This window comes from Streptomyces sp. NBC_01017 (genome assembly GCF_045162795.1).
GTDB classification, from domain to species: domain Bacteria; phylum Actinomycetota; class Actinomycetes; order Streptomycetales; family Streptomycetaceae; genus Streptomyces; species Streptomyces machairae.
The window spans coordinates 9995009-10021760 of sequence record NZ_CP108683.1 but is presented as its reverse complement, the minus strand read 5'-3'; the positions used below and the strand labels follow the sequence as shown (position 1 = coordinate 10021760).

The following is a 26752-nucleotide window of genomic DNA, read 5'->3' as shown; positions in this document are numbered from 1 at the left end:
CGGTACTGACCGGCATGTTGCCGGCCGTCACTGCCGCCGCCACGAGCGGAACGCCCGCAGTTGCTCCGGCGTGACCACGGTCTCCAGTCGGTCGTCGTCCTGGTCGCCGCCGCCCAGTGCCGACAGCAGACGGCGGGCCGGGGTGTTGCGCGGCGTGCGCTCCGCTGTGAGGCGGGCCTTGGCGCAGTCCAGTTCCTCGGCGCGGTCCGCGAGCCATTGCAGCAGCCGCTCCTCGACGCCGCGGCCGAGTGCGCGGCAGCTCATCAGCCAGGCCATGACGTCCAGCTGGTCGCCCTGGCAGTGCACGGCGAGCAGGCCGATCTGGCCGTAGTCGCCGAACCTGTCACGTGCCGCAGCCGTCCACACCTCACCGCGTTCGCGCCACCGGGCGACGTCGCCGCCGTCCGTGGAGCGGGCGCGGAGGGTGAACTGGTTGGTGCGGGCCACGAGCTGCTCCGCCCGCTGGACGTCGGCGTCGGCCAGGGCCCGGATGTCGACCTCCAGTTCCAGCTGGTCCAGGAACTCCTCGAAGCTCGCTTGCTCGCGGACGGTGTCCCGCTCCCGCTCCTGCTCGTAGAAGCGCGCCCGCAGTGCGTCCTCGGCCGTCGCGGCGGCGGGTACCAGCGGCCACAACCGGCGCAAGAACTCCGGGAGTTCGGCGACCGAGGGGCAGGTCACCGACAGCACCTGCGGCAGGGCCGAGCGCATCTTCGCGATCTCGGCCGGGTTGTCGTCGAGGAACAGGAAGCTGTCCAGGCCGAGGTTGAGCGTCTGCGCGACGTCCGCCAGGCGGGTCGGCTTCGGACCCCAGGCCGCGGAGAGCACGCTGAAGTGCTCGGCCTTCAGCGGACTGTCCGGTCGGTCCAGTACCGCGCGGACCGTGTCCTCGTCGTTGTTGCTGACCAGCACGAGCAGCGCGCCTGCCGCGCGCCACTGCAGCAACCGGCGCGCCAGCAGGGCTCGCGGCCCGGTCAGGTCCACGGCGTCGGGGCCGATCTCTCCGGCCACGCCTCCCCACAGCGTCTCGTCGCCGTCGACCGCGATCACCTTCGGCGCCGGGCGCCGGACCGCGCGTACGACCTCGGCGAGGCGGAGGGCCACGGCTGCCTGGAACTGTGGGGTGAACGGGAGATGGGCCAGGCGTTCGGTGCGCTCGTCGAAGCGTTCCTCGACGAGGTGGTGGCGGGTCCAGTCGTCGGGGCCGAGTACGGCGATGCCCGGCACCTCCGCCAACGCGGCGGCGATCTCCGCTTCCCAGTGCCCGAAGCGGTCCTCACCCTGCGCGGCGGGCAGGAAGCCGACGATCAGCGGCTTGCGGGTGCGCTCGGCCACCGTGCGCAGGGCGGCCGGGTAGGCGGTCCGCAGTTCGGCCAGCAGGGCGTCGTCGACGGTGCCGAAGCGTTGCAGGTCCGTCGCCCGCAGCAGTACGACGCCCGCCGTCGTGGCCGGGTCGGCGAACACACCGGACGGGTCGCGCAGGCTCGCCAGCACGTGGTGGTACGGGGCTTCCGCGACGGTCGTCCCGCTGCCGTCCCGTACCGACTCGTTGACGGCCGTCTCGCACATCAGGGGCAGGTTGCCGAGGGCGAAGGTGGCGGCGAGGGCGAGGGTGTGGGCGGGCGTTGTGGGCGGCTCTTCGACGGCAGCCGTGACCCTCTCCAACGTCTTCGGCGTCGGAGCCGGCGTCGTGCGAACCGGCCCCGTCGCGTCCTGCGCCGACTCCGCAAGCAGACGCACCAGCGCCTCCCCCAGCTCTGCGACTGTCGCCGCGTCGAGGATGTCGAGGTTGTGGTCCAGGCGGATCCGGCCCGCGTCCGGCGTCATGGTGATCATGAGGTCGAGGTCGGAGTAGCCCGTGCCCGCCGGCAGTACCTCCAGGCCGGTCAACCCGCCTGCGGCGCGTACGTAGTTGAAGTACACCTCCACCAGCGGCGCGTTCGCCCGGTACAGGCCCTGCTGGGCGAGCACCGGCAGTACGTCGGAGAACATCGCCCCCTTGGCCAGGACCCGCTGCAGCCGCCCGTCGGTGCGGCGCAGCACCTCCTCGATCCGCTCCCCCGCGCCCGCCTCGGCGGGGAAGGGCACCGGCACACCGAAGAAGCCCAAGGCGTCGTACGCGTCGGCGTGGATGCGGGTGTCGACGGGCACGGCGAGGACGAAGCGTTCGAGTTCGCGCTTCCTGGCCAGCAGGACGGTCAGGGTGCCGAGGCAGAAGGCGGCCGGCGTCACGGCCAGTCGGCTCGCGGCGGCCGAGAGGCGCTCCATGAGGCCGTCGGGGATGGGCACGGTGACGCTGCCGGCGCGGTACGAGCGGCTCTCCGGGCGCGGTCGGCTGAGGGTGAGGTCGAGGCGTGCGCTGCCCTGGAAGGCCTCGCGCCATGCGGCGGCTTCGGCCCGGCCGTCGGCTCGGTTGTCGGCCTTTCCGTCACCCCTCCCGTCGGCTTGCTCACCGGTCTGCTGGGCCTCGATCAGCAAGGCGATATCGCGGTTGGTGACGGTGTCGCCGAGCACATTGCCGGACAGCTCGGCGTCGATCTCGCTCGCCACCAGCAGCAGCGACTGCAGATCGCTGACGGCGTGGTGAGCGCCGTACGCGAGCAGTTGGCCGCGCTCGCCGCCGTCCAGCAGCTCGAAGCGCCACAGCGGCGCGACTTCCAGGTCGAACGGCGGTTCAAGGAGCTCGCGGAGCCCGTCGGCGGCGTCGAAGGAGACCTCGTCCGGTACGACCGTCCACCGCAGCAGCGGTTCCGGCAGTTCGCGGTGCACCCGCAGCTCGCGCCCTCCCTCGGCCGCGGTGACGATGGCGGTCCGCAGGGCCGCGTGCCGTGCGGTGAGGCGGGCGAGGACGGCGGTCAGTGTCTCGGGGGTGGTCGGCGTGGTGAGGCGTACGGCGAGGCCGACGGCGTGGGCCGCGTCCGGCATGCCGGGCTGGGCGCTGCGCAGCAGTCGTACGACGTCGCGGGTCGCGGGGTGCAGCTCCGTCGCCGGTACCTCGATGGCCTGCTGCGGCTCGTCGTCCTGTGCCGTGGTCTGCCGTTCGGGCAGCGCCGTGCTCAGGGCCTGGGCGAGGCCGCGCATGTCGGCGGCCGAGAAGACGGTGGCGGCGGGGAGTTCGACGCCGAGTTCACGGGCGAAGGCGTTGCGCAGGCGCACGAGCATGAGGGAGTCGAGGCCGAGCTCCTTCAGGGCCGTGGTGGCCGAGACCTGGACCGCGCCGCCGGCCACCTCGCCGACCCTGGCGCGTACGTATGCCTCCAAGCGTACGGCCCGCTCGGTCTCGGTCTTCGCCGCGAACACCTTCTTGACCAGGTCGTCCGTGCCCGGCGTACCCGTGGGGACGGTGACGAGGTCGGCCAGGACGGGGCGGGTGCGGGCCGCATCCGGGTCGAGGGACAGCATCTCCCAGTCCAGGGCCATGGGGGCGAGCTGGCGGCGGGCGGTGCCCAGCACGCGCTCGAAGAGCTCGCCGCCGTCCTGTGCCGAGAAGGCGACCAGACCCGAGCGGCCCGTCTCCGCCTCGCGGACGCCGGACTCGGACACCATGCCCACCCCGGACCAGGCGCCCCAGTCCAGGCTCAGCGCACGGCGGTCCGTGCGGGAGAGGTGGTGCGCCCATGCGTCCAGGAAGGCGTTCGCCGCCGAGTACGGGCTCTGCCCGGCCGAGCCGAGCAGTCCGGCCGCCGACGCGAACAGCACGAAGTCCGTGGCGTCCGGGGTCAGTTCGGTGAGCAGGGCGGTGCCCAGGACCTTGGGGCCGAGGACGCGCAGGACACGCTCGTCGGTCAGGTTGGCGATGGTGGCGTCGTCCAGGACGCCGGCCGCGTGCACGACCCCGGCGATCGGGCCGAGTGCGTGTCGTACGGCGTCCAGGGCGGCGGTCAGTCCGTCACGGTCGGCGACGTCCGCGCGCGCCAAGTGCACGGTCACGCCCCGCTCTTCGAGTCCCTGGATCCAGCCCATGGCCTCCGCGGCAGGCGCGCTCCGGCTCATGAGCGCCAGCCGGCGGGCGCCGCGACGGACCAGGCGCTCGGCGACGACACGCCCGAGACCGCCCAGACCACCGGTGATCAGATACACGCCGTCCGGGGTGGTCGCGCCGTGCCCGGCGTCGTCCGGGCGGGTGCGGGTCAGACGGGGCACCAGTCGCCCGGCCTCGCGCAGCGCGACGAGCCGTTCCTCGTCGGCGTGCCGCAGCTGGGTCCACAGGGCGTCGACGCCGTCCGTCGGAGGCAGATCGACGAGGGTGGTCCTCAGCTCCGGGTGCTCCTGCGCCACCGCGAGGCCGAAGCCCCAGGCCAACGCCTGCTGAGGCTGCGTCACCTGCGCACTGTCGCCGGCTGCCTGGCTGCCTCGCGCCACGACGAAGAGCCGGGGCGCCGTTCCCTGCGCCCGCTCGGCGAACGTGCGCACCACGTGGAGGGTGCTCAGGCAGCACAGCCGCGCGGCCTCCTCGGCCGTACGGGCGTCCTCGATCGCGGGAGCGTCGAGTGCGGTCAACTGGACGACGCGCTCGGGTGGTTCGCTCGCGAAGGCCTCATCGAGGAGGCGGCCCAGGTGCTGTGGGTCGGCCGGGTCGAGGACGTAGCGGCCGGGGCCTTCGACGGCGAACTCCCGGCCCCTGCGGGCGACCACGTACGGCACCGAGGTGCCCAGCCGCTCGACGAGTCGGGCTGCCACGCCCGACTCGTCGGCCAGGATCAGCCAGCTCCCTTGCGAAGGGGCCTCGTTGGCGTTCGGGCGGGGCTGCCAGCTGGTCTCGAACAGCGCGCCGTCCAGGGGCGAGAGCGCTGCCAGCTCGAACTGCTCCGCCTCCAGGAGGAGTTGGTCCTTGTCGTCGTACAGCCGAAGGTCGAGTGTCGCGGTGTCGCCGGACACGGAGCGCAGTTCGCAGGTCACCCACGCGGGGGTGGAGCGGAGTCCGGTGTGGCGGAGCCGGCCGACTCCGGCCGGGATGAACGCCCGTCCCTGGGGCGCGTCGCCGGGCAGCGCGGCCGTGTGGAAGGCGGCGTCGAGGACGGCCGGGTGGAGGAGGTGACCGGCGGCGGGCTTGTCGGTGAGTCGGGCGAGGGCGGTGGATGGGGCTCGGTGGCCCGACTCCAGGCCTCGGAAGGCGGGGCCGTAGTCGATGCCGAGGGCGGAGAGGGCGCCGTAGACGGCGGGCAGATCGACCGGCTCGGTGCATTGCTTGCGCAGCGCGGCGAGTGATTCACCTGCTTCGACAGCGGGCTCGGCGATGGGCTCCTTAGGCGTGAGAGGCGTGAGAGGCGTGACGGCGATACGTCCGGCAACGTGGCGTTCCCAGCGGGCACCCTGTCCGCCGCCGGTAGCGGGCGCCGAGGCGATGGTGAAGTCCCGGAAGCCGTCGTGGGCGGGCCGCAGGACCAGTTGCAGCCGGGTCGGCCGGGACTCGTCGAGGCGAAGCGCCTGGAGGAACCTGACGTCGGCGAGCCGTACGTCGTCGCCGTCCTGCACGGCGCACGCGGCCTCCAGCGCCATGTCGAGGAAGGCGGCGCCGGGCAGCCAGACCTCGCCGGTGACCCGGTGGTCGGTCAGATAGGCGAAGCGGCTGTCACGCAGGTCCACCTCGCTCTGGAAGAGGTGCCGGTCGGCTTCGTCACTGGCCTCGACATGGGTGCCCAGGAGCGGCGAGGCGCCGGTCGCGGTGGCCGGGGCGGGTGCGAGCCAGTGGCGTTCGCGGGCGAAGGCGTAAGTGGGCAGGTCGACGCGTCGGCCCTCGGGGAACAGCGCCGACCAGTCGGGCGCGTGGCCGCCCGTGTACAACTCCCCCAACCTGCGCAGCAGTACGTCCCGTCCGCCCCGCTGGCGGCGCAGCGAGCCGACGCTCACCGCGTCGATTCCGGCGTCCGCCGCCACCGCTTCGATGGACGAGCCGAGCGAGGGGTGCGGGCTCAGCTCGACGAAGTAGCGGTAGCCGTCGTCCAGCATGCGGGTGATCGTGTCGGCGAAGCGAACGGGCTCGCTGAGGTTGGCGTACCAGTAGGCGGGGTCCAGACGGTCGCCGGGCACGGGTTCCGCCAGCACCGTCGAGTACAGCGGGATGGCGGTCCCGGTGCCCCGGATGCCGGACCAGTGGTCGAGCAGGTCCTCGCGGAGCGGGGCCATCAGCGGGGTGTGCGAGGCGAACGGGGTCGACAGCGACCGGGCCTCGATCCCGTGCTCGTCGAGGCTCCGGCTCAGCTCGGCCAGCGCTTCGCTGTCGCCGGAGACGGCCGTGGAGTGCGGGCTGTTGACGGCGGCCACGAACAGCCGGCCGGCGTACGGCGCGAGGAGTTCCTCGACGCGCGGGCGCGGCAGATCCAGGGACAGCATGCCGCCCTTGCCCGCGACCGGTACGACCGCCTGGGCGCGCCCGGTCACGACGGCCACGGCGTCGTCCAGCGTGAGGGCGCCCGCGCTGTGGGCGGCGGCTATCTCGCCCAGGCTGTGCCCGACCACGGCGTCCGCTGTGACGCCGAGCGAGCGCCAGGCGGCCGTCAGTGCCGCGTTCACCGCGAACAGTGTCGGCTGCAGATACTCGGTCCGCTCCAGGGGGGTGAACTCCTCCGGCGCGCGCAGCGCGTTGAGCACCGACCAGCCGACGTGCCGCTGGACCGCCTCGTCGATCCGGGTCAGCTCCGCACGGAACGCCTCCGACTGGGTCATCAGGTCCAGGCCCATGCCGGGCCATTGACCGCCGTGTCCGGAGTAGACGAAAGCGACCTTGCCCGTCAGCTCCTCCCGGAACGGCGGCAGCGTGATCCGCCCGGTGGCCAACTCACCCAGCACGGAGCGCAGTTCGTCCCGGTCCTCGGCCAGGACTGCGGTGCGCCGCTCGAAGTGGGTCCGGTGGCGGGCCAGGGTGTGGGCGAGGTCGGGCAGTGCGGCGGCGCCGGTGTCCTCGGCGAGGTGCCGGGCCAGGGCGGCGGCCTGTCCGCGCAGGCCCTCCTCGCTGCGGCCGGACAGGACGAACAGGCGCTGTCCGGCGGGGAGTTCGACGACAGGCTCCGGCATCGGCGCCTGGACGGCCTCCTCCACGATCACGTGCGCGTTGGTGCCGCTGATCCCGAAGGCGCTGACACCCGCGCGCCGTACCCGTGCCGCCGACGCGGGCCAGGCCACCTCGTCCCGCAACAGGTGCAAGCCGCTGTCCGTCCAGTCGACGTGGCGGCTGGGCGTGTCCGCGTGGAGGGTGCGCGGGAGGGATTCGTGGTGCAGGGACTGCACGACCTTGATCAGGCCGATCACGCCCGAAGCCGCCTGTGCGTGCCCGATGTTGGACTTCAGCGAGCCCAGGTACAGCGGGCGCTCGCCGGTGCGAGTGGCACCGAAGACCTCCGCGAGGGCGTTCGCCTCGATCGGGTCGCCCAGGGTCGTGCCCGTGCCGTGCGCCTCGACGTAGTCGATGTCGTCGGGCCGGAGGCCGGACTGCTCCAGTGCGCGCCGGATCACCTGCTCCTGCGCGGGCCCGTTCGGCGCGGACAGGCCTTGGCTGCGGCCGTCCTGGTTGACGGCGGTGCCGCGCAGCACGGCCAGGATCCTGTCGCCGTCCCGTCTGGCGTCGCTCAGTCGTTTCAGTACGACCATGCCGGCGCCCTCGGCCCAGATGGCGCCGTCGGCTCCGTCGGAGAACGAGCGGCAGCGCCCCGTCGGCGACAGGCCGCGCAGCCTGCTGAACTCGACGAAGGTCTGCGGCGTGACCATCAGCGTGACGCCGCCGGCGAGTGCCAGATCGCATTCCCCCGCCCGCAGCGCCTGCGCTGCCAGATGCACGGCCACCAGCGACGACGAGCACGCGGTGTCCACGGTCAGCGCGGGGCCGTTCAGCCCGAGCGTGTAGGCGAGCCGGCCCGAGGCCACGCTCAGCGCTGAGCCCGTACCGACGTAGCCGTCCAGTTGGTCGAGGCGGGTGCCGGACAGGTAGTCGCTGCCGAACATGCCGACGTACACGCCGGTCGTGCTGCCCGCGAGGTCGGCGGGCACGATTCCGGCGCGCTCCAGCGACTCCCAGGCGGTCTCCAGCAGCAGCCGCTGCTGCGGGTCCATGGCCGCCGCTTCCTTCGGGGTGATGCCGAAGAAGCCGGCGTCGAAGGAGTCGATGTCGTCGAGGAAGCCGCCCTCCCGGGCGTACGACTTGCCCAGCGCGTCCGGGTCGGGGTCGTACAGCGACTCGACGTCCCACCGCCCCGCCGGGAACGGTCCGACCGCGTCGCGGCCCTCGGCGACGAGGCGCCACAGGCCGTCCGGGTCGCTCACCCCGCCGGGCACCCGGCAGGCCATGGCGACGAGGGCGACCGGCTCGTCCGAAGACAGCACGGGCGAGGCCACGGGCACGGGCTTCCGGCTCGTACGGCCTGTTGTCGCGAGAGCGCCCGCCAGCAGGTACTCGGCCAGCCGGGTGGGCGTGGGGTGGTCGAAGAGGAGGGTGGCGGGGAGCTTGGTGCCGATGCGGGTGCTGATGAGGTTGCGCAGGTCGACCGCCGTCACCGAGTCCATGCCGAGGTCGCGGAGCGGCTGGTCGGGACGGACGGACTGCGCCGAGCGCAGGCCGAGCGCGTGGGCGGCCTCCTCGCGGACCAGGGCGAGGACGCGGGCGGCACGTTCGGGCTCGGGGAGCCGGGCCAGCCGGTCCGCCAGGGTGTGGCTGCCGGCCTGGGCCGCGCGGGGTGCGGGGAGCAGGGAGCGCCACAGTGCTCCTGTCGGCGCGGCGGACCTCAGCCTGGGCAGGTCCAGGGCCCAGGCCACCAGGTGCGAGGCGTCGCGCCGCAGGGACAGCTCGGTCAGCTCGCGGCCCTGCTCGGGGGTGATGGCGCGGTGGCCGAGTCGGGCCATCCGCTCCAGGTCGGCGTGCTCGGCGGCGAGCCCCTCGCCGGCCCAGGCCCCGAAGGAGACCGAGGTGCCGGGCAGGCCCAGGGCGCGCCGGTGGTGGGCGAGCTGGTCGAGGAAGACGTTGGCGGCGGCGTAGTTGGCCTGGCCCGCGTTGCCCACGACTCCCGCGGCCGAGGAGACCAGGAGGAAGAGGCCGAGCGGGTGGCCGGCGGTGAGCCGGTGCAGGTGAGCGGCACCGTCGACCTTGGGGCGCAGCACGTGGGCAAGGCGTTCCGGGGTCAGTTCGGCAACGACGCCGTCGGCGAGGACTCCGGCGCAGTGGACGACGCCGCGCAGCGGCGACTCGTCACCGAAGCGCGCCAGTACGTCCGCCACGGCCGCCTCGTCCGCGACATCGCAGGCGGCGACCTCGACCTCGGCGCCGAACGCGCCCAGTTCGGCGGCGACTTCGGCGGCGTGAGGATCTTCAGTGCCTTGACGGGACGTCAGCAGCAGGCGAGGTACGCCGTTCTCGGCCAGGACGCGGGCGATGTTGCGGCCCACCGCGCCGAGACCTCCGGTGATCAGCACGGTGCCGTCGGCGGGAATCGCGGCGACGGGAGGGCCGGATGGCACGGGATGGGCACGGACCAGGCGCGGTGCGAGCAACTCACCTGCCCGCAGGGCGAGTTCTGGCTCATCGGCGGGGGCCACTGCGGTGAGCAGAGGCGGTTCGTCACTGTCGTCCACGTCGAGCAGGACCAGCCCGAGGTCGGGGTGCTCGGTACGGGCGCTTCGGGCCAGGCCCCACAGCACCGACTGGGCGGGCTCGGGGACGGTGTCCCCGTCGGCGGCCGCGATCGCTCCGCGGGTCACCCAGATGGTGCGTACGGGAGCCTCGCCGGGCGGGAGGGCGATCAGCGTCTGGAGTTCTGCCAGGCCCGTGGCCGCCAGCTCACGCGCTGCGGCGGCCGGTTCGATGCCGGCGGCCGCTCGGGGCCAGAATCGTACGACGGTGTCGGCGCCCTCGTCGGCGACCTGGCCGCCGGCCGCGCGCAGGTCGCGCAGGGCCGCCGTGACGGCCGGGTCCGACTCGTCGCCGTGGACGGTCCATGCGGTGCCGGGCGTCTCGGCCGACCGCTCCGGTACGACCGCCGTCTTCTCCGGTACGGCCGTCCACGCCACCTCGTACAGGTGCCGGGCGTTCTCCGAGGCGCCGGCCAGGTCGGCCGGGTTCACGGCCCGAAGGCGTACGCCCTCCAGCCGGCCTGCCGGGAAGCCGTCGGCGTCCCACAGGGTGACGTCCAGCGTGAGGTCCGTGCCCAAGGCGCCGGTGCGGCGGACGGACGCGGTCAGGTCCGTCGCGCCGACGGGAGGCAGGACGCAGCGGGCCATCGCGACCGGCAGCAGGACCCGCTGGTCGGAGATGTCGAGAGCGGCGGCGACGTGGAGGGCGGCGTCCAGGAGCGCCGGGTGCAGCGGATAGGGGTCGGCCGTGTCACGGGCCACGGGCGGCAGCGAGAGGTGGGCGATCAGGGTCCCGTCGCCGGTCGCGGCGGCCCGTCGTACGCCCTGGAAGGCCGGGCCGTAGCCGAGGCCCAGCCCGTTCAGTCGCTCGTAGGCGTCCTCGCTCCAGGCCTGTTCGGCGGTCTCGGGCCAGGTCGGAGGCTCGTCGGTCGGCTCGGCAGCGGACTCTGCGGCGGACGCGGTGGCGTGCAGGGTCCAGTCCGTGGCTTCCTGGCCGCGTGGCCGGCTGTGGACCGTGATCTCCGGCACGGTCCCGGCGGTGACCACCTCGACGGACACCTCTACCGTGCCGGTGCCGGGCAGGGTCAGCGGTGCGAGGAGGAGCAGGTCGGTGACGTCGGCGGGGGTGTCCGGGCGGGCCACGGCGAGGGCGGCGCGGCAGAGCTCCAGCAGGGTCGTGCCCGAGACCACGGTCCGGCCGAAGACGGCGTGGTCGGCAAGCCAGTCCGCGGTGGCCGGGGACCACTCGTTGCGGAAGGTCCAGCGGGTCTCGTCCGCCGCCTGGAGCTGGATGCCGAGCAACGGGTGCGCGGCGCGGTCGAAGAGGCCGGGGGCGGTCGCGGAGGCTGCGGCTTCGATCCAGTGGCGCCGCGCGTCCCAGGCGTATGTCGGCAGATCCGTGGGGGTGGTGTGCGGGACGAGGCGGCCCCAGTCGATTCGCCGTCCGTGGACGTGGAGTTCGGCGGCGGCGCGGTCCAGGCAGGCGGGGCCGTCCTCGTCGCGGCGCAGCGATCCGACCGCGACCAGGTCCTCGTCGATCGTGCTCAGCGCGGTGAGCAGTGCGGGGTGCGGGCTCAGTTCGACGAAGCAGCGGTAGCCGTCGGCGGCCATGCGCTCGACGGTGGGCGCGAAGCGGACGGGTTCGCGCAGGTTGGTGTACCAGTAGTCGGCTTCGAGTTCCTCGGTGACCGGTTCGGCCGTGACCGTGGAGTACCAGGCGACGGACGTGGGGTAGGTGGTGACGCCGTCGAGTTCGTCGAGGATCGTCGCGCGGACCGGCTCGACCTGGGTGCCGTGGGAGGCGTAGTCGACGTCGAGGCTGCGGACGAAGACCTGCTGCCGGTCGAGGTCGGCGAGCAGGGCCTCCACGGCGTCGACGGCACCGGCGATGACGGTGGAGCGGCCACTGTTGACGGCGGCGACACTGATCTCGCCGCCGTGGTCGGCGAGGCGGGCCTCGACCTCCGTGTGCGGCAGCGCGACGACGGCCATCGTGCCGCTGCCGGACAGTTCGGTCAGGGCCTGGCTGCGCAGGGCGACCACGGCCGCGGCGTCGTTGAGGCTGAGCGCCCCGGCGACGCAGGCCGCCGCGACCTCGCCCTGGCTGTGCCCGACGACCGCGTCCGGCCGTATGCCACGGGCGCGCCACACGGCGGCGAGGGACACCATCACGGCGAACAGCACCGGCTGGACGACGTCTACACGGTCCAGGGCCGGGGCGCCGGCGTCGCCGCGCAGGACGGAGGTCACCGACCAGTCGGTGAATGGGCGCAGGGCGGCGTCGCAGCGGTCCAGCTCGTCGGCGAACACCGGGTCCCGGTCGAGGAGATCACGTGCCATGCCGGCCCACTGGGAGCCCTGCCCGGGGAACACGAACGCCAACTTGCCTGCGGAGAGGGTCTGTTGAGGCCCGACCATCTGCTCGGCGTCGGGCCCGTCGGCGGCGAGGGCTCGTAGCGCGGTGAGCAGTTCGTCGCGGTCGCTCGCCTGGAGGACGGCTCGGTGCTCGAAGTGGGTGCGGTGGTGGGCCAGCGTCGCGGCGATGGCAGGGAGCGGCGACTCGGGCTGCTGAACGAGGGTTTCGAGAAGGCGTCCGGCCTGTCCCCGGAGTGCGGGGAGGGTGCGGGCGGAGAGCGGGAAGAGCGTCGTGCCGGGCAGGTCACCAGGCGGCTGGGGCTGCGTATGCGTCTGTTCCTCGGGCGCCTCCTCCAGCACCACATGGGCGTTCGTGCCGCTGATACCGAAGGCGCTCACACCGGCGCGTCGCACCCGATCGGCGTCCCGCGGCCAGGCCTGGGCCTCGCGGAGGACGCGGAGACCACTGTGCGTCCAGTCGATGTGCTCGGTCGGGGTGTCGGCGTGCAGGGACGCCGGTATCCGCTCGTGGTGCAGGGCCAGCACGGTCTTGATGACACCGGCGATGCCCGCGGCGGCCTGGGTGTGGCCGATGTTGGACTTCAGGGAGCCGAGGCCGAGGGGGCGGTCGGCGGGGCGGTCGGGGCAGAAGACGGCGGCCAGGGCGCGGCCCTCGATGGGATCGCCCAGCGGGGTGCCGGTGCCGTGCGCCTCGATGTGGTCCAGGTCGTGCGGCTGGAGTCCGGCCGAGTCGAGCGCGGCCCTCAGCACCCGTTCCTGGGCGGGGCCGTTGGGCGCGCTGAGGCCCTGGCTGCGGCCGTCCTGGTTGATCGCCGAGCCCTTGACGACGGCGAGGATCCGGTCGCCGTCGCGGCGCGCGTCCGCCAGCCTCTTGAGCAGGACCACGCCACAGCCCTCGGCCCACACCACGCCGTCCGCGTCGGCGGAGAACGGGCTGCACTGCCCGGACGGCGACAGTCCGCGCAGCCTGCTGAACTCGACGTGCCCGCGCGGCGTCACCAGCAGCGTCGCTCCGCCCGCCAGAGCGAGGTCGCACTCGCCGTCGGCCAGGGCCCGAGCCGCCAGATGCAGGGCGACCAGGGAGGACGAGCAGGCGGTGTCGACGGTGACCGCCGGGCCCTGGAGGCCGAGGGTGTAGGCGATGCGGCCGGACGCCACGCTGGACGCCGAGCCGGTGCCGACGTGCCCGTCGAGCTGGTCCAGGGCGGCCGAGGCGAGGTAGCCGCTGTCGTACAGGCCGATGTAGACGCCCGTGGAGCTGCCGTTCAGCGTGTCCGGGACGATCCCGGCGCGCTCGATCGCCTCCCAGCCGGTCTGCAGGAGCAGCCGCTGCTGGGGGTCCATGGCCGCGGCCTCGCGGGGTGAGATCCCGAAGAAGGGCGCGTCGAAGCGGTCGATGCCGGCGAGGTAGCCGCCGCGCAGGGAGTACGCCTTGCCGGTGGCCTCCGGGTCGGGGTCGTGCAGCCCCTGGGTGTCCCAACGGCCCGCCGGGACCTCGGTGATGGCGTCCTCGCCCGTGCCCAGCAGCCGCCAGAGGGCCTCGGGGTCGTCGGCGCCGCCCGGGAGGCGGCAGGCCATGGAGATGATGGCGATGTCGTCGTCCTGCCGACCGGCCGCTCCCGCCCGGGTGGAAGCCGCGGTCACCGCCTGCGTGGGCCCCTCGTCGAAGACCGCGTCGGCGAGCGCCGAGATGGTCGGGTGGTTGAACACCAGAGACGGGTCCAGGGCCCGCCCTGTCAGCGCGGACAGTTCTGCGGCCAGCGTCACCAACTGCCTTGACCCCAGGCCGAATTCGGCGAGCGGGCGGTCCGGGTCGACGGTCGGCGGGGTGAGACCGGCCGCCTCGGCGACGGCCGACTCCAGCCAGGCCCGCACCCCCTCCGGTGTGGTCAGGGACGGCTCGAAGGACTGCTTCGGGGACTCGTGCGCAGGCATGTAGACAGGTGTCCTCGTGGATTCGGGCAAGTGCTGTGGCCGTACGACGGTGGACCGGGCGGGGTCAGCTCAGGACGGGCGCGTCGAGCACGGCGAGGGTGCCGCCCAGGTAGGCCGTGCGCGTGGCGCGGCGCTGGATCTTGCCGCTGGACGTCTTGGGGATGGTGCCCGGCTGGACCAGGACGACGTCACGCACCGACAGGCCGTGGGCCTCGCCGATCCCGCTGCGGATGACGTCGATGATCTTCTCCGCCTCGGCCGCCGCGTCAGGGGCGATCTCGGCGACGACGACGGGCTGCTCACCGCCGGCTCCCCCGTCGTGCCCTGCCACGGACTCCCCCGATTCCGCGGACTCCTCGAACTCCCCGGATTCCGCGGCTTCCACGGAGAACGCGGCGGTGCAGCCGGGGCGCAGGGCCGGGTGGGACATCTCGGCGGTCAGTTCCAGGTCCTGCGGGTAGTGGTTGCGTCCGTCGATGACGATGAGGTCCTTCAGGCGCCCGGTGACGAAGAGTTCGCCGTCGCGCAGGAATCCGAGGTCGCCGGTGCGCAGGAAGCGGCCTTCGTGGCCGGCCAGCGTCGCGCGGAAGGTCTCGCGGGTGGCGAGGGCGTTGCGCCAGTAGCCCTTGGCGACACTCGCGCCGCGCACCCAGATCTCGCCGACGTCGCCCTCGGGCAGTTCCTCGTGCCGTTCGGGGTCGGCGATGGCGACCGTGAGGTCGGCGCCGGGGCGGCCCGAGCTGACGGCCGCGGCGTCGGTCCGGCCGGCGTGCGGGCCGGTTTCGGGGGCCTGGAGCAGGGTGGGCGGGGTGTGGACCGTGCCGCCGGTGACCATGAGGGTGGCCTCGGCCAGGCCGTAGCAGGGGTAGAGGGCCTCGCGGCGGAAGCCGGCCGGGGCGAAGGTCTCGGTGAAGCGGCGCAGGGTGGCGGCGCGTACGGGTTCGGCGCCGTTGAACGCGACGCGCCAGCTGCTGAGGTCGAGGCCGTCGAGGAGTCCGGGACCGGCGTGCTTGAGGGCGAGTTCGTACGCGAAGTTGGGGCCGCCGCTGGTGTGCGGGCGGTAGCGGCTGATCGCGGTCAGCCAGCGCTGGGGCTGCTGCAGGAAGTGCAGCGGCGAGAACAGGGTGGCGGTCGCGCCGAGGTGGACCGTGTTGAGCACGGGGCCTATGAGGCCCATGTCGTGGTACACGGGCAGCCAGCTGACGAACATCTCGTGGTCGTACTCGGCGAGGGCGTCCGGCGTGTGGCCCATGCGCTCGGTGATGACTCGCTCGTTGTCCAGCAGGTTCCCGTGGGTGACCACGACGCCGCGCGGGGCGGAGGTGGAGCCGGAGGTGTACTGGAGGAAGGCGACCGAGTCTGCGGTGAGGTCGGGCTCGTGCCAGGCCGCGGCCGCCTCGTCGGGGATGTCCTCGGTGGCGACGCAGGTGATGTCGGCGAGCTCGGGCAGGTGCTCCACCATGCCGGACAGGGCCGTGATCACCTCGCGGCCGCCCAGGATCACCTTGGCGTCGGCGTCGGCGATGAGCCGCTTCATCCGGGTGAGGGCGCGGTGGTTCTGCGAACGGCCCTGCGGCGGGACGCCCGGGACGGCCACGACACCGGCCGAAAGACAGCCGAGGTAGCCGCAGATGAACTCCAGGCCGGGCGGGTACAGCAGCATCGCGCGGGAGCCGGCCAGGCCGCGCTCCTGGAGCCAGGCGGCGACGGCGTGGGACCGGTCGGCGAGACGGGCGTACGAGATCTCCTGGATCGCACCGTCGCAGTCGCCGGTGGCGAGGTAGCGGTAGGCGGTTCGGTCGGGGTGGTGGGCGGCGTGCTTGGTCAGCAGATCGACCAGGGATCGAACCATGTTGCGAGTCTCACCTGTCTGGATCGGTGGGCGAGGAACTGGAGTTCGAGGCTCAGCCGCTGGATGGACACAGCAGCCTGACCGGCCCGGGCCCCCTTGCCCGACCGTTCGTCCCGACGACTCGCCGAGGAGCGACGACGCTGATCCGCCGACTCCTCACGTCCCCCGTGTGGCTTGCTACCGGCGAGTTGAACGATAGCAACTCCGTTCGGTCCGACGGGCCGAACGGGTGTTAACCCTACGTGTCCGAACACAGCTCGCGCAGTGAGGTATGTCGCACACCCGACGGCCACCCCCGGCGTTCTCGTTCCTGGCCGAGCACCCCGCCGTCCGAACAGACCCATAGGGCACCCCCCAGGGGCAGACAAAGACACCAACTCCCCTACGCCATAGGCAATACAGACAGTCCCAGGCAGAAGTGAGCAGAGTTCCGGCAGTTGCGAAATCAAGTATCGATCGACCGTGCGAGATCGGTCGATGACGGTGTGTACTGTGCTGCGAACGCCTCGTCCCAAGGCTGCGGACCGAGCCCTGCCCGACTGCCCCGAACCGACTTCCTGGGAACCGACTCGATGATCGAACTACCGGACCTGGCGACCGGCGGTCTCGCCGTCGGCATGCTGTCCGCGCTCGCCCTGGGCGGCGGGCTGCTGCGCGCACAGCGCCAACAGGCCAGGCAGCGCGCCGAGATCACCGCCCTGCGCCGCCGACTCGAAGGCGTACTGGAGGCGTTCACCGCCGAGGTGGAGCATCTGGCGACACAGCGCGTCCCGGCCGCCGCCCGCCAGTTGGCTCACCCCCACGTCGCCGTACCCGATCCGCTGCATCCGCAGACCGCTCAGTCGCCGCTGGGTCCCGCGCTGGAGAACGTGCTGAGCGGACTGCGCACCGAGCTGACCGCCCAGCGCACCCGCATCGACGCGGCGGCACAGGCCGGTATGCGCGGGGCGACACGCGAGATCCAGGCGGCCCTGTACCGGCTGCAGGACGCCTTGCGTCAGCTGCAACAGAAGTACGACGACCCGGAGTTGGCGCAGACCCTGTTCCAACTGGACCACGAGAACGAGCAGTCGCTGCGGCGGGCGCAGGTCGCGGCCGTGGTGTGCGGGGCCTGGGTCGGGCTCGCCCGGGAGGAGTCGCACCTGGTGGAGGCGGTGACCGGCGGCCAGGCCCGGCTCTCGGGCTACCACCGGGTCCGGGTCCACAACCACCTGACCGCCGGCACCGCGCTCGTGTCCCACGCCGTGGAGCCCGTCGCGATCATCGTCGCCGAACTCCTCGACAACGCCCTGCGGCACTCCGCGCCCGACACGGACGTCGTGGTCAACCTGGAGCACGTCCATCACGGCGTCTGCGTCACGGTCGACGACGCGGGCCTGGGCATGACCCAGGAGGAACGCGCCCGCGCGCAGCGGCTGGTGGCGGGGTCGGAGCCGATTCTCCTCACCGACCTCGGCGATCCGCCGCGCATGGGGCTCGCCGCGATCGGGCAGCTGACCAGGCAGTTCGATCTGAGCGTGGACGTCTCGTCGCCGTCGCCCTACGGCGGGGTGCGGGCGGTGCTGCGCGTCGACAGCCATCTGCTCAGCCATATCGACCCCGCCGAGCGACCGCCAGCGGCGAGTGCGCCGCGCTCCACGCGCACGTCCTCCCGCGACGAAGCGACGGTCGCCCCCGGAACCGGAGCATCCGTCGACGATGCCCCCGGAACCGGAGCATCCGCCGGCGATGCACGCGACGCCGGAGCATCCGTCGACGTCGCCCCGGTGGCCGAGGGATCCGGTGCCTCGCACGGATACGGTGCCGAACCCGACGTCGATGCCTCCGGCCCCGTATCCGGGCATCACGCCCCGCGCGACACGGGTGGCCTGCCCCGGCGCCGGCGTCGTGCCCAGGTCGCCGCGGCGGCGCGTGACATGCCCGCCTCGCGGCCCGCGGTGCGCCGGCCGGAGCGGGCCGCCGCCGCGCTGGGTGCGCTGCAGGCCGGTACCGCAGCCGCCCGGTCCGCTGCCGACGAGGACGCCGACGACGCCTCCACCGCCGTACCGAAGACCGAGCCGGAGAGCGAGCGTGCGGCGCAGCGGCCGACCGAAGCCGCGGCGAACGACACCGAACAGACCGACCATGAAGGGGGAACGGCTCGATGACCAGCCGCGATACGGGAGACACGGCGTGGGTGCTCGATCCGATCCTGCAGGTGCCGCACGTGGTCGCCGCCGTGCTGCTCACGCGGGACGGGCTGGTGACCGGGTACACGGACGCGCTCAGCCGGCCCTCGGCCGAGCGGGTGGCCGCGATCACCAGCACCGTGCAGGCGGCGTGCCGTACGGCGGCTGCCGCGTTCGCCGACCGGGAGGGCGCCGAGGTACGGCAGGTGGTGATCGAGTCGGACCACGGGTATGTGCTGATCGTGCCGACGGACCACGGCACCTGTGTGGCCGCCTACGGGGACGAGGAGGTGCGCCTCGACCTGCTCGCGCACCGGGTGCACTCGCAGGTGGCGCGGCTGGGCGAGAAGGCGATGGCCGCCGCGCCCCGAGGCGGCGACGGCGACGCACGGGCATGACGGGCCGCCGCGGCGGCCGTCCCCTGGTTCCCGCGTATCTGTCCACCGGCGGTGTGGCCCGGCCCAGCCGGCCCCAGCTGGAGCGGCTGTCGGTGCTCACGGGCACCGGCACACCCGCGTCGGCCGGTCTTCCGGCCGCCCAACTCGCCCTGCTCGATGCCCTGCACGGCGGTTCGCTGACGGTCGTGGAGGCCGCGGCGCTGCTGCGGCTGCCGGTGTCCGCGGTGCGGGTCCTGGCGGCCGAACTCGTCGACCGGGACCTGGCGCTGGCCCGTGCGCCGATCCCGCCCGCCGGACGCTTCGACCCCGACCTGCTGAAGAGAGTGGCCGATGGCCTTCGCGCCCTCAAGCACAACCCGTGACACCGGCGTCCGCGACACGGCAGGCCCGGCCGCGGACATCCACCTGCCCGACTCCGCCCGCGACCTGGTCAAGATCCTGGTCGCCGGCCCTTTCGGGGTGGGCAAGACGACCCTGATCGACTCCGTCTCCGAGATCCGGCCCCTGCACACCGAGGAGCCGCTCAGCGAGGCGTCCGCGCAGGTGGACGATCTCGCCGGGGTGCGGGACAAGACGACGACCACCGTCGCCGTCGACTTCGGCCGGATCAGCCTGCCCGGCGGAGTGGTGCTGTACCTGTTCGGCACACCCGGGCAGGAACGCTTCCGGGCGCTGTGGGACGACATCGCGTACGGCGCGCTGGGCGCCCTGGTCCTGGTCGACAGCCGGCGGATCGACGCGTCGTTCGACGTGCTGGGGCTGGTGGAGGAGTCGGGGCTGCCGTACGCGGTCGCCTTCAACGCCTTTCCGGACGCGCCCCGGCACCACACCGAGGAACAGCTGCGCGCCGCCCTGGACCTGGAGGCGGGCACACCCATGGTGACCTGCGACGCGCGGGACGCCGACTCGTCCGTCGACGCGCTGCTCGCGCTGGTCCAGCACCTGATCGACCGTCACGCTCCGGAGGACCGGTGACCACCCACTCCCCCGACCGGCAGACCTTCTCCCGCTCCGCCCCCGTGCGGCTGTGGGAGGACGGCTTCGCGCTGGATCCGTACCGCTACTACGACTCCCTGCGCGCCCAGGGCCCGGTCGGCTGGGCGGAGTTGGCGCCGGGCGTGCCGGCGTACGTCGTCACGGACCGGCGGGCGGCGCTGGATCTGCTGCACGACACGGACACGTTCTCGCACGACCCTCGGCCGTGGGAGGCCACGGTCGCCGACGACTCGCCGATCCTGGGCATGATGCGCTGGCGGCCCAACACGCTGTTCGCCGACGGCGAGGCCCACGTGCGCTACCGCACCTCGCTGATCGACACCTTCGACCTGATCGAGCCGCACGACCTGCGGGCGCGCGTGCACCGGGCGGTACGGGTGCTGGTGGGCCGGTTCGGGCCGAAGGGCGAGGCGGATCTGGTGGCCGAGTTCACCCGGCCGCTGATGGCGCTGGTGTTCAACAGCCTCTTCGGGATGCCCGACAGCCAGAGCGACCGGCTCAACGCCGCGCTGGGCAAGCTGATGGAGGGCGGCGCCGAAGCGGCCGAAGGCGAGGCGGAGTTCGGCGGCTACGTACTGGAGCTGATCGCCGCCAAGGCCGAGCGGCGTGGCGACGACCTGCCGAGCCGGCTCCTCGACCACCCCGCCGGGCTCACCGCCGAGGAGGTCACCTGGCAGGTGTTCCTCACCCTCGGCGCGGGACACGAGCCGACGGCCAACCTGGTGTCGAACGCGCTCTCCCGCATCCTCGGCAACCCCGTGTACTACTCCACCCTCACCAGCGGCGCCCGCCCCGTGACGGACGCGGTGGTGGAGGTCCTCCATCACGAGACGCCGCTCGCCAACTACGGCATCCACTACGCCCGCAACCCGGTGTCGTTCCACGGCACCTGGATCAGGGCCGCGGTGCCGGTCGTCGTCTCCTACGGGGCGCTCGCGCACTTCGCCGAGCAGGAGGTCACCGGCGGACGCCACCCCAACGACGCCTCGCACCTGTCGTGGTCGGCGGGCCCGCACGCCTGCCCGGTCCGGCAGCACACGCTGCTCATCGCCACCGAGGCGATCGAGCGGCTCACGCAGTGGCTGCCCGACCTGGAGCCGGTCCTGCCCCGGGCGCGCCTGACCTGGCGGCCCGGCCCCTTCCACCGCTCGCTGACCTCACTGCCCGTCCGGTTCAGCCCCCGCTCCCCCGACCAGCCAGGAGTTCCGTCGTGACCGTGACCGACCGTACCGACCGAGTCGCCATCGACCCGTTCGGCGCCGACATCACCGCCGAGATGGCCCGGCTGCGCTCCCTCGGCCCGATCGTGCCCGTGGAGCTGCCCGGCGGCATCCCCGCGTGGGCGCCCACGGGCTACGACACCCTGAAGGAGCTCATCCTCGACGCACGGGTCAGCAAGGACCCGCGCCGGCACTGGCGGCTGTGGCCCGAGATAGGCGAACACCCCTCCTGGGGCTGGATCCTGGGCTGGGTCGGCGTGATCAACATGCTCTCGACGTACGGGGCCGACCACACGCGGCTGCGCAGGCTGGTGGCGCCGAGCTTCACCCAGCGGCGCACGGAGAAAATGCGGTCCCGGGTGGAGACGATCACCGCGGAGCTGCTCGACGCGCTCGACAAGGGCGGCGCGGACGACGCGACCGGCGCGGCCGTCGACCTGAAGGCCGGGTTCGCCCACCCGCTGCCGATGCGGATGATCTGCGAACTGTTCGGTGTGCCCGAGGAGTTGCGGGAGCACACCGCCGGGCTCATCGCCGCCATCATGGACACCTCCGACCCGAGCCCGGAGCACGCCGCGTTCGTGCAGCAGCAGATCAGCACGGTGCTGGGGGCGCTGATCGCCCACCGCACCGAGCACCCCGGGGACGATCTGACGACCGAGCTCATCCGGGTGCGCGACCAGGACGGTGACCGGCTCAGCGCCGAGGAGCTGGTGTACACGCTGCTGCTGGTGATCGGCGCCGGGTTCGAGACGACCGTCAATCTCATCGGCAACGCGGTCGTCGCCCTGCTGACCCACCCCGAGCAACTGGCCGCCGTACGCTCCGGGGAGATCGGCTGGGACGCGGTGATCGACGAGACGCTGCGGGTGCATCCGTCGATCGCGTCCCTCCCCCTGCGGTTCGCCGTCACCGACATCGAGATCGGAGGCGTGACCATTGCCGCCGGGGACGCCATCATCACCACGTACGCCGCCGCCGGGCTGGACCCCGTGCACTACGGGCCGGACGCTGACAGCTTCGACGCGTCACGCGGGGCCGACGACCATCTGGCGTTCGGGATCGGGGTGCACCGCTGCATCGGCGCTCCGCTGGCCCGCGTCGAGGCCCTGACGGCGTTGCCCGCCCTCTTCGAACGTTTCCCCGGCCTGCAACTCGCCGTCGGTGCGGAGGAGCTGCGTCAGGTGCCGTCGTTCATCGCGTTCGGATGGCAGGAGATTCCGGTGCGGCTGCGGGCCTGAACGGTCTCGCGCGCGGGGACGCGACCGGTCCCCCGTTCCGGTCGTGCCCCCGCGGGAAGACGAACTTACGTCGATGACGGAGGCCTTGGGTATCGCATCCGTGCCCGATGCGCCGCCCTCGGGGCTCACCTGTGCACAAGTGAGTCCGGAAGGCCCGATTTCGGCGCGGGCAGGACGGGCTGGTCCAGATCGCCCACCGCGAGATGGGCCAGGACGACCTCGTACAGGTCGCTGCCGCCGGCGAGGAGCTGGCGTTCCAGGACGGGTTCCGCGCTGCGGACGTGCTCGCGGACGGTCTGGGCGTGCACGCCGAGGGTCTGCGCGGCGCGTTCGGCGTTGCCGCCCTCGGCGATCCAGGTGCGCAGGGTCCGGCGCAGGTCCCGCGTGTCGTTCTCCAGGCGCGCGAGCACGTCCTGCGCCCAGGTGCGCAGGGCGGGCCCGGACAGCAGGTCGGGCAGCGAGGCCTGAGCCGCCTGCCCGGAACCGTCGGCGGCGGGTACGTCCGCCAGGCTCACCTGGGTGTTGAGTGCCAGGTGGACCACGGCACGGGCGGTCACGTCGGAGAAGTCCGTATGCAGCAGGGCTTCCACGCGTTCCATCCGGGCGCGGACGGTGTTGCGGCTGACGCCGAGGACCTTGGCCGCGCTCACGGCGGTGAACTCCAGGCCCAGCCGAGTGGTGGCGAGCAGTTCGGCGCGGGTGTGGTGCGCGAGGGTGTCGAGGGGGTGCAGGACACGGGCCGCCCACCCCCGCAGGGGCGCCGGGTCGATGAGGCGCTCGGGGTGGGTGCGTTCGGCGTAGACGGCGGCCTTCTCCGGCCGGAAGTGCGCGACGGCGAGGGCGCTCACCGCCTGCCCGTAGGCGGTGGCGGTGCGGGCCAGGCTCTGCCGGGCGCTGCCGCCGATGAACGTGCGCGGGCGGGGGCCGATCAGCGTCCGCAGTTCCCGGGCCGCGGCCTCGCCGGGCGTGACGACGATGACGTGCTCGTCCACCGCCGGGCAGAGCACGACCAGCGCCTGCTCGCCCGTCACGTCGATGCACTCCTCGGCGAGCCGGTCGCGCTCCTCCACGGTGCACTCGACGACGTAGACGCAGGCGGATTCCGTGTCCAGCAGGCCGGGCCACAGTCCCGCGGCGACGCGCCGCGCCGAGACGGTGTCCTCCACCATCAGCAACTGCAGGATCGCCAGCCGCAGGTCGGACGTCGCCCGTTCGAGCCGGCGCCCGGCGGCGGTCGTCTCGCCCGCCTTCAGCAGCAGTTCGATGACCTGGACGGTGTGCGTGAGGATGTCGGAGCTGCGCCGGTCGAAGGGGGTCTCGCGCGCCACCGCGAGCACGCCCGCCGACGCCGGGTTCGGATACGACACCCGGACCATACGAAGGTGGCGGCCCTGGCCCTCCCAGGCGGCCGACGCGATGCGGCCGGCGGCGACGGCCGCGACGAGGTCGTCGTCCAGGTCCGGCAGCGTGCCCGCGAGCAGCGCGCCCGTGTCGTCCTGCAGCGAGGCGGTGCCCTGCACGGCGTCGGCGAGCCAGGCGACGACCCTGCCGATGTCCCGTCCGTTCGGCCGCAGGTGGTCCAGCAACTCCTCCGCCCACGCGGAGGCGTCGGCGCTCCTCGCCCCCGTCCGACGGACCCCGTCCTCTCTGCCAGCCATGTCGGCCTTCACCTCGTCCTGCACGTCACTCACGGCATACCGCCCGGGACGTTACCTCACCCGCCCTCATCCAGACGGTGCCGAACGGCCCGACCAGCCGAACCGATACATGGACGCACCAGCTATTCGGGTGCCTGCGCAGCCGCATGGTCTCCAGGGCATAGGCTCGGTGAATGGCGAAGTACTTCGACGTGCACCCCGACAATCCTCAGCCGCGCACCATCTCCCAGGTCGCGGACAGCGTCCGCGCGGGTGCGCTCATCGCGTATCCGACGGACTCCTGCTATGCGCTGGGCTGCCGACTCGGCAGCCGTGACGGCATCGACCGGATCCGGACCATTCGCCGCCTGGACGACCGGCATCACTTCACCCTCGTCTGCCAGGACTTCGCGCAGCTCGGCCAGTTCGTGCGGGTCGACAACGACGTGTTCCGCGCGATCAAGGCGTCGACGCCCGGCAGCTACACGTTCATCCTGCCCGCGACGAGGGAGGTGCCGCGCATGCTCCAGCATCCGAAGAAGAAGACGGTCGGTGTGCGCATCCCCGATCACGTCGTCACCCATGCGCTGCTCACGGAGCTCGGCGAGCCGCTGCTGTCCAGCACGCTGCTGCTGCCCGACGAGGACGAGCCGATGACCCAGGGCTGGGAGATCAAGGACCGGCTCGACCATGTGCTGGACGCGGTCGTCGACTCCGGGGACTGCGGCACCGAGCCGACGACGGTGATCGACTTCTCGGGTGGCGAGGCCGAGATCGTGCGGAAGGGAGCGGGGGACACGTCCCGGTTCGAGTAAAGCCGTCCCCAAGTGGGAGGGGGCGACGCGGCCCGTATGTGTGGTGCCTGAAACCATGTGCGAGACGACCCGGTTCCGCCGGGTCGGCGACCCGTTCGCCGTGGACCGCGCAGAGAGGCAACCCCCATGACCTCCGTACAGGGAACAGACGTGGACGTCCCCACCGAGGACGGTGCAGCCGACGCCTACCTGGCCCACCCGGGCGACGGACTTCCCCGGCCGGGCGTCCTCCTCTACCAGGACGCCTTCGGGCTGCGTCCGCACCTGCGGTCGATGGCCGACCGGCTCGCCGGCGCCGGGTACGCGGTCCTCGTGCCGAACGTCTTCTACCGGCACGGGCGCAGCCCGGTGTTCGATCTGCCCGAGTTCATCGACCCCGCCACGCGGCCCGGGCTGTTCGACAGCATCGGCCCGGTCATGCAGTCCCTGACGCCCGACCTGGCCGTGCGGGACGCCGGCGCCTATCTGCGCTGGATGGCGGAGCGGCCGGAGTTCGCAGACGGTCCCGTCGCCCTCACCGGCTACTGCATGGGCGCGCGGCTCGCCCTGCGCACCGCCGGCGCCTACCCGGAGCGGGTGGCCGCCGCGGCCGGTTTCCACGGCGGGCAGCTGGCGACCGACGCGCCGGACAGCCCGCATCTGGCCGCCGAACACGTCACCGCGGAGCTGTACTTCGGCCACGCCGACGCCGACCACTCGATGCCTCCCGAGCAGATGGAGCGCCTCGCCGCCGCACTCACCGCGGCCGGGGTACGCCACCGGTACGAGGTCTACGAAGGTGCCCACCACGGATACACGCAGGCCGACACCGCCGCGTACGACAAGGCCGCGGACGAGCGGCACTGGGCGGCGCTGCTCGATCTGCTGCAGCGGACGTTCTGAGCCTCACGTCGCCGAGGAGCCCCGGACGGTGTGGTCCGGGGCTCTCACCATGCTCGGGTGTCGGCGCTCAGAAGGGCGGTGCGTCCTGTGTGCACCTCGTTCCGGGCGGCGGGAGGACACCGTCGATGAGGTAACGGCTCTCGTGCGCGTTGATGCAGCGGCTGGGGTTCAGCAGGGCGGTGTGCCCGTACCCGGTGTTGGTGAGCAGCCGTGCGTTGGCCAGTTCCTTGGCCATGTCCTGGGCGTTCGAGTACGGGGTGGAGGGGTCGTAGTAGGTACCGACCACCAGGATGGGGGCCGTCGGCCTGTTCCACGGGCCGCTGTAGCGGTACGCGGATACGGCCGGCCAGGTCGCGCACGGTTCCGCGGCCCAGGTCCAGAAGCGTCCGGCGGCGCCGGTACGGGCGGCGCTGGCCTCTTCCAGCTGGTGGTAGACGTAAGGGTTGCGGGGGTTGGGGGTGTCTCCGCACTCCACGGCGGCCGCCTGCTCCTCGCCCTGATAGGGGACCGGGTACGGAAGCGGATCGGCGGGCGGGGCGGGTGCCGGGCCCGGCTCGCGGCCCTCCCACAGTTCCTGGAGCAGGACGGCGAGTTCCGTCCATCCGGGGTGGACCACGTAGAGGTGGTTGATGGAATCGGCCACGGTCCTGGCATAGGTCCACGGACCCACCGGACGCTCCCGGAGACGGTCCATCAGCCTGTCCCACTTCTTCCGCGTGGCTGCCGGGCTGCCTGCGGAGAACGCGCACCTGCGGGCGGGCGCGGCTCCACACAGGTCGAGGAACTTGGCGAGGGTCGCTGCCCCGGTCCGGTCGGAGCCCGTGCGCAGGAAGACCGGTAGCCGGGCGTTGTCGTTGCCGTTGTTCGTGAACGCGTCCGGGGCGACGTTGCTGTCCAGGACCATGGCACGGACCCGGGAGGGGAAGAGGTTGGCGTAGGTGGCGCCGAGGATGGTGCCGTAGGAGATTCCCAGGTACGTCAGCCTCTGCTCGCCGACCGCCCGGCGCAGCTGGTCGAGGTCACGGGCGGTGTCCACCGTCCCGACGTGGCGCAGCAGCTCCGGATCGCGCTCGTTGCAGAGCCGGCCCAGTTCCCGGTAGGCGTCGATCCAGGCCTGCCGTTCCGCCTTGCCGACCGGGAAGCCGACCGGGTGGGACGCGTTCCACTCCGCGGCCTGCTCAGGGGTCTCGAAGCAGTTCACCGCGGTGCTGTTGCCGATCCCCCGGGGGTCCCAGCTGACGAGGTCGAACCGCTCGCGTACCTCCTTCGGGAAGACCTTGTAGTTCTGCGGGAACTGGATCGTTCCCGGTCCGCCGGGCCCGCCGGGGTTGAAGAACAGGGTGCCGATGCGCCGTCCGGGGTTGGTGGCCCTGCGCTTCACGACCGCCAGTTCGATGGTGCGCCCGCGGGGCTTCGCGTAGTCCAGGGGCACCTTCGCGGTCGCACAGTCGTAGTCCGTGTTCAGCTGACAGGGCTTCCAGGCCAGCCGAGGAGCCGGGACCGAGGGTGCCGGCCCGGCGTCGGCCACGGCGAGGTGTTGGCCGGCCAGTGCCGTCGAGAGGGCCATCGTCGCGGCGACGGCCACGGCCCCTCTCCGACGGGCCCTCACGGGACGAGATCCGCGCATGCGTTGTCCTTTCATGCCGAGCGCCCGACCACCACCGCCGGGAGCGGGGCTCG

Annotated in this window: 12 protein-coding genes; 8 read left to right on the top strand and 4 right to left on the bottom strand. The window is 72.8% G+C overall.

What is annotated here, in order from left to right; translation table 11 throughout:
* Window positions 1-27 precede the first annotated feature (27 nt).
* Both OG331_RS45735 and OG331_RS45730 read right to left on the bottom strand, forming a co-directional pair.
* Window positions 28-13863 (bottom strand): SDR family NAD(P)-dependent oxidoreductase, encoded by a 13836-nt coding sequence (locus OG331_RS45735; RefSeq protein ID WP_406208679.1) that lies wholly within the window; start codon window positions 13861-13863, stop codon window positions 28-30.
* Between the two features lie 64 nt (window positions 13864-13927).
* Complete coding sequence (locus OG331_RS45730) at window positions 13928-15715, bottom strand: fatty acyl-AMP ligase (RefSeq protein ID WP_406208676.1); 1788 nt, start codon at window positions 15713-15715, stop codon at window positions 13928-13930.
* A 572-nt stretch (window positions 15716-16287) separates the two neighbouring features.
* Here OG331_RS45730 and OG331_RS45725 point away from each other — a divergent pair.
* Genes OG331_RS45725 through OG331_RS45700 form a run of 6 tightly spaced genes read left to right on the top strand, consistent with a single transcriptional unit; the run spans window position 16288 to window position 21738 of the window.
* Window positions 16288-17862 (top strand): ATP-binding protein, encoded by a 1575-nt coding sequence (locus tag OG331_RS45725; RefSeq protein WP_406208672.1) that lies wholly within the window; start codon window positions 16288-16290, stop codon window positions 17860-17862.
* On the top strand, window positions 17859-18281 hold the full coding sequence (locus tag OG331_RS45720; RefSeq protein WP_328883901.1) for a roadblock/LC7 domain-containing protein: 423 nt from the start codon (window positions 17859-17861) through the stop codon (window positions 18279-18281). Before OG331_RS45725 ends, OG331_RS45720 begins: the two co-directional genes overlap by 4 nt.
* Complete coding sequence (locus OG331_RS45715; protein WP_406208669.1) at window positions 18278-18643, top strand: DUF742 domain-containing protein; 366 nt, start codon at window positions 18278-18280, stop codon at window positions 18641-18643. Before OG331_RS45720 ends, OG331_RS45715 begins: the two co-directional genes overlap by 4 nt.
* Complete coding sequence (locus tag OG331_RS45710; protein ID WP_328883899.1) at window positions 18612-19256, top strand: ATP/GTP-binding protein; 645 nt, start codon at window positions 18612-18614, stop codon at window positions 19254-19256. Before OG331_RS45715 ends, OG331_RS45710 begins: the two co-directional genes overlap by 32 nt.
* Window positions 19253-20491 (top strand): cytochrome P450, encoded by a 1239-nt coding sequence (locus OG331_RS45705; protein ID WP_406208666.1) that lies wholly within the window; start codon window positions 19253-19255, stop codon window positions 20489-20491. Before OG331_RS45710 ends, OG331_RS45705 begins: the two co-directional genes overlap by 4 nt.
* On the top strand, window positions 20488-21738 hold the full coding sequence (locus tag OG331_RS45700; RefSeq protein WP_406208663.1) for a cytochrome P450: 1251 nt from the start codon (window positions 20488-20490) through the stop codon (window positions 21736-21738). Before OG331_RS45705 ends, OG331_RS45700 begins: the two co-directional genes overlap by 4 nt.
* Before the next feature lie 125 nt (window positions 21739-21863).
* On the opposite strand, the gene OG331_RS45695 is transcribed toward OG331_RS45700, so the two are convergent.
* Window positions 21864-23396, bottom strand: a complete 1533-nt coding sequence (locus OG331_RS45695) for a helix-turn-helix domain-containing protein (RefSeq protein WP_406208659.1) — start codon at window positions 23394-23396, stop codon at window positions 21864-21866.
* Between the two features lie 173 nt (window positions 23397-23569).
* Between OG331_RS45695 and OG331_RS45690 the strand changes: the two genes are divergently transcribed.
* Together OG331_RS45690 and OG331_RS45685 are read left to right on the top strand one after the other, a co-directional pair.
* Window positions 23570-24190, top strand: coding sequence for an L-threonylcarbamoyladenylate synthase (locus tag OG331_RS45690; protein WP_328429969.1), 621 nt, complete (start codon window positions 23570-23572; stop codon window positions 24188-24190).
* A 126-nt stretch (window positions 24191-24316) separates the two neighbouring features.
* Window positions 24317-25072 (top strand): dienelactone hydrolase family protein, encoded by a 756-nt coding sequence (locus OG331_RS45685; protein ID WP_406208656.1) that lies wholly within the window; start codon window positions 24317-24319, stop codon window positions 25070-25072.
* 67 nt (window positions 25073-25139) lie between these two features.
* Here the strand turns inward: OG331_RS45685 and OG331_RS45680 are convergent, their stop codons facing one another.
* Window positions 25140-26657, bottom strand: a complete 1518-nt coding sequence (locus OG331_RS45680) for an alpha/beta hydrolase (protein WP_406208653.1) — start codon at window positions 26655-26657, stop codon at window positions 25140-25142.
* Between the last annotated feature and the right edge of the window lie 95 nt (window positions 26658-26752).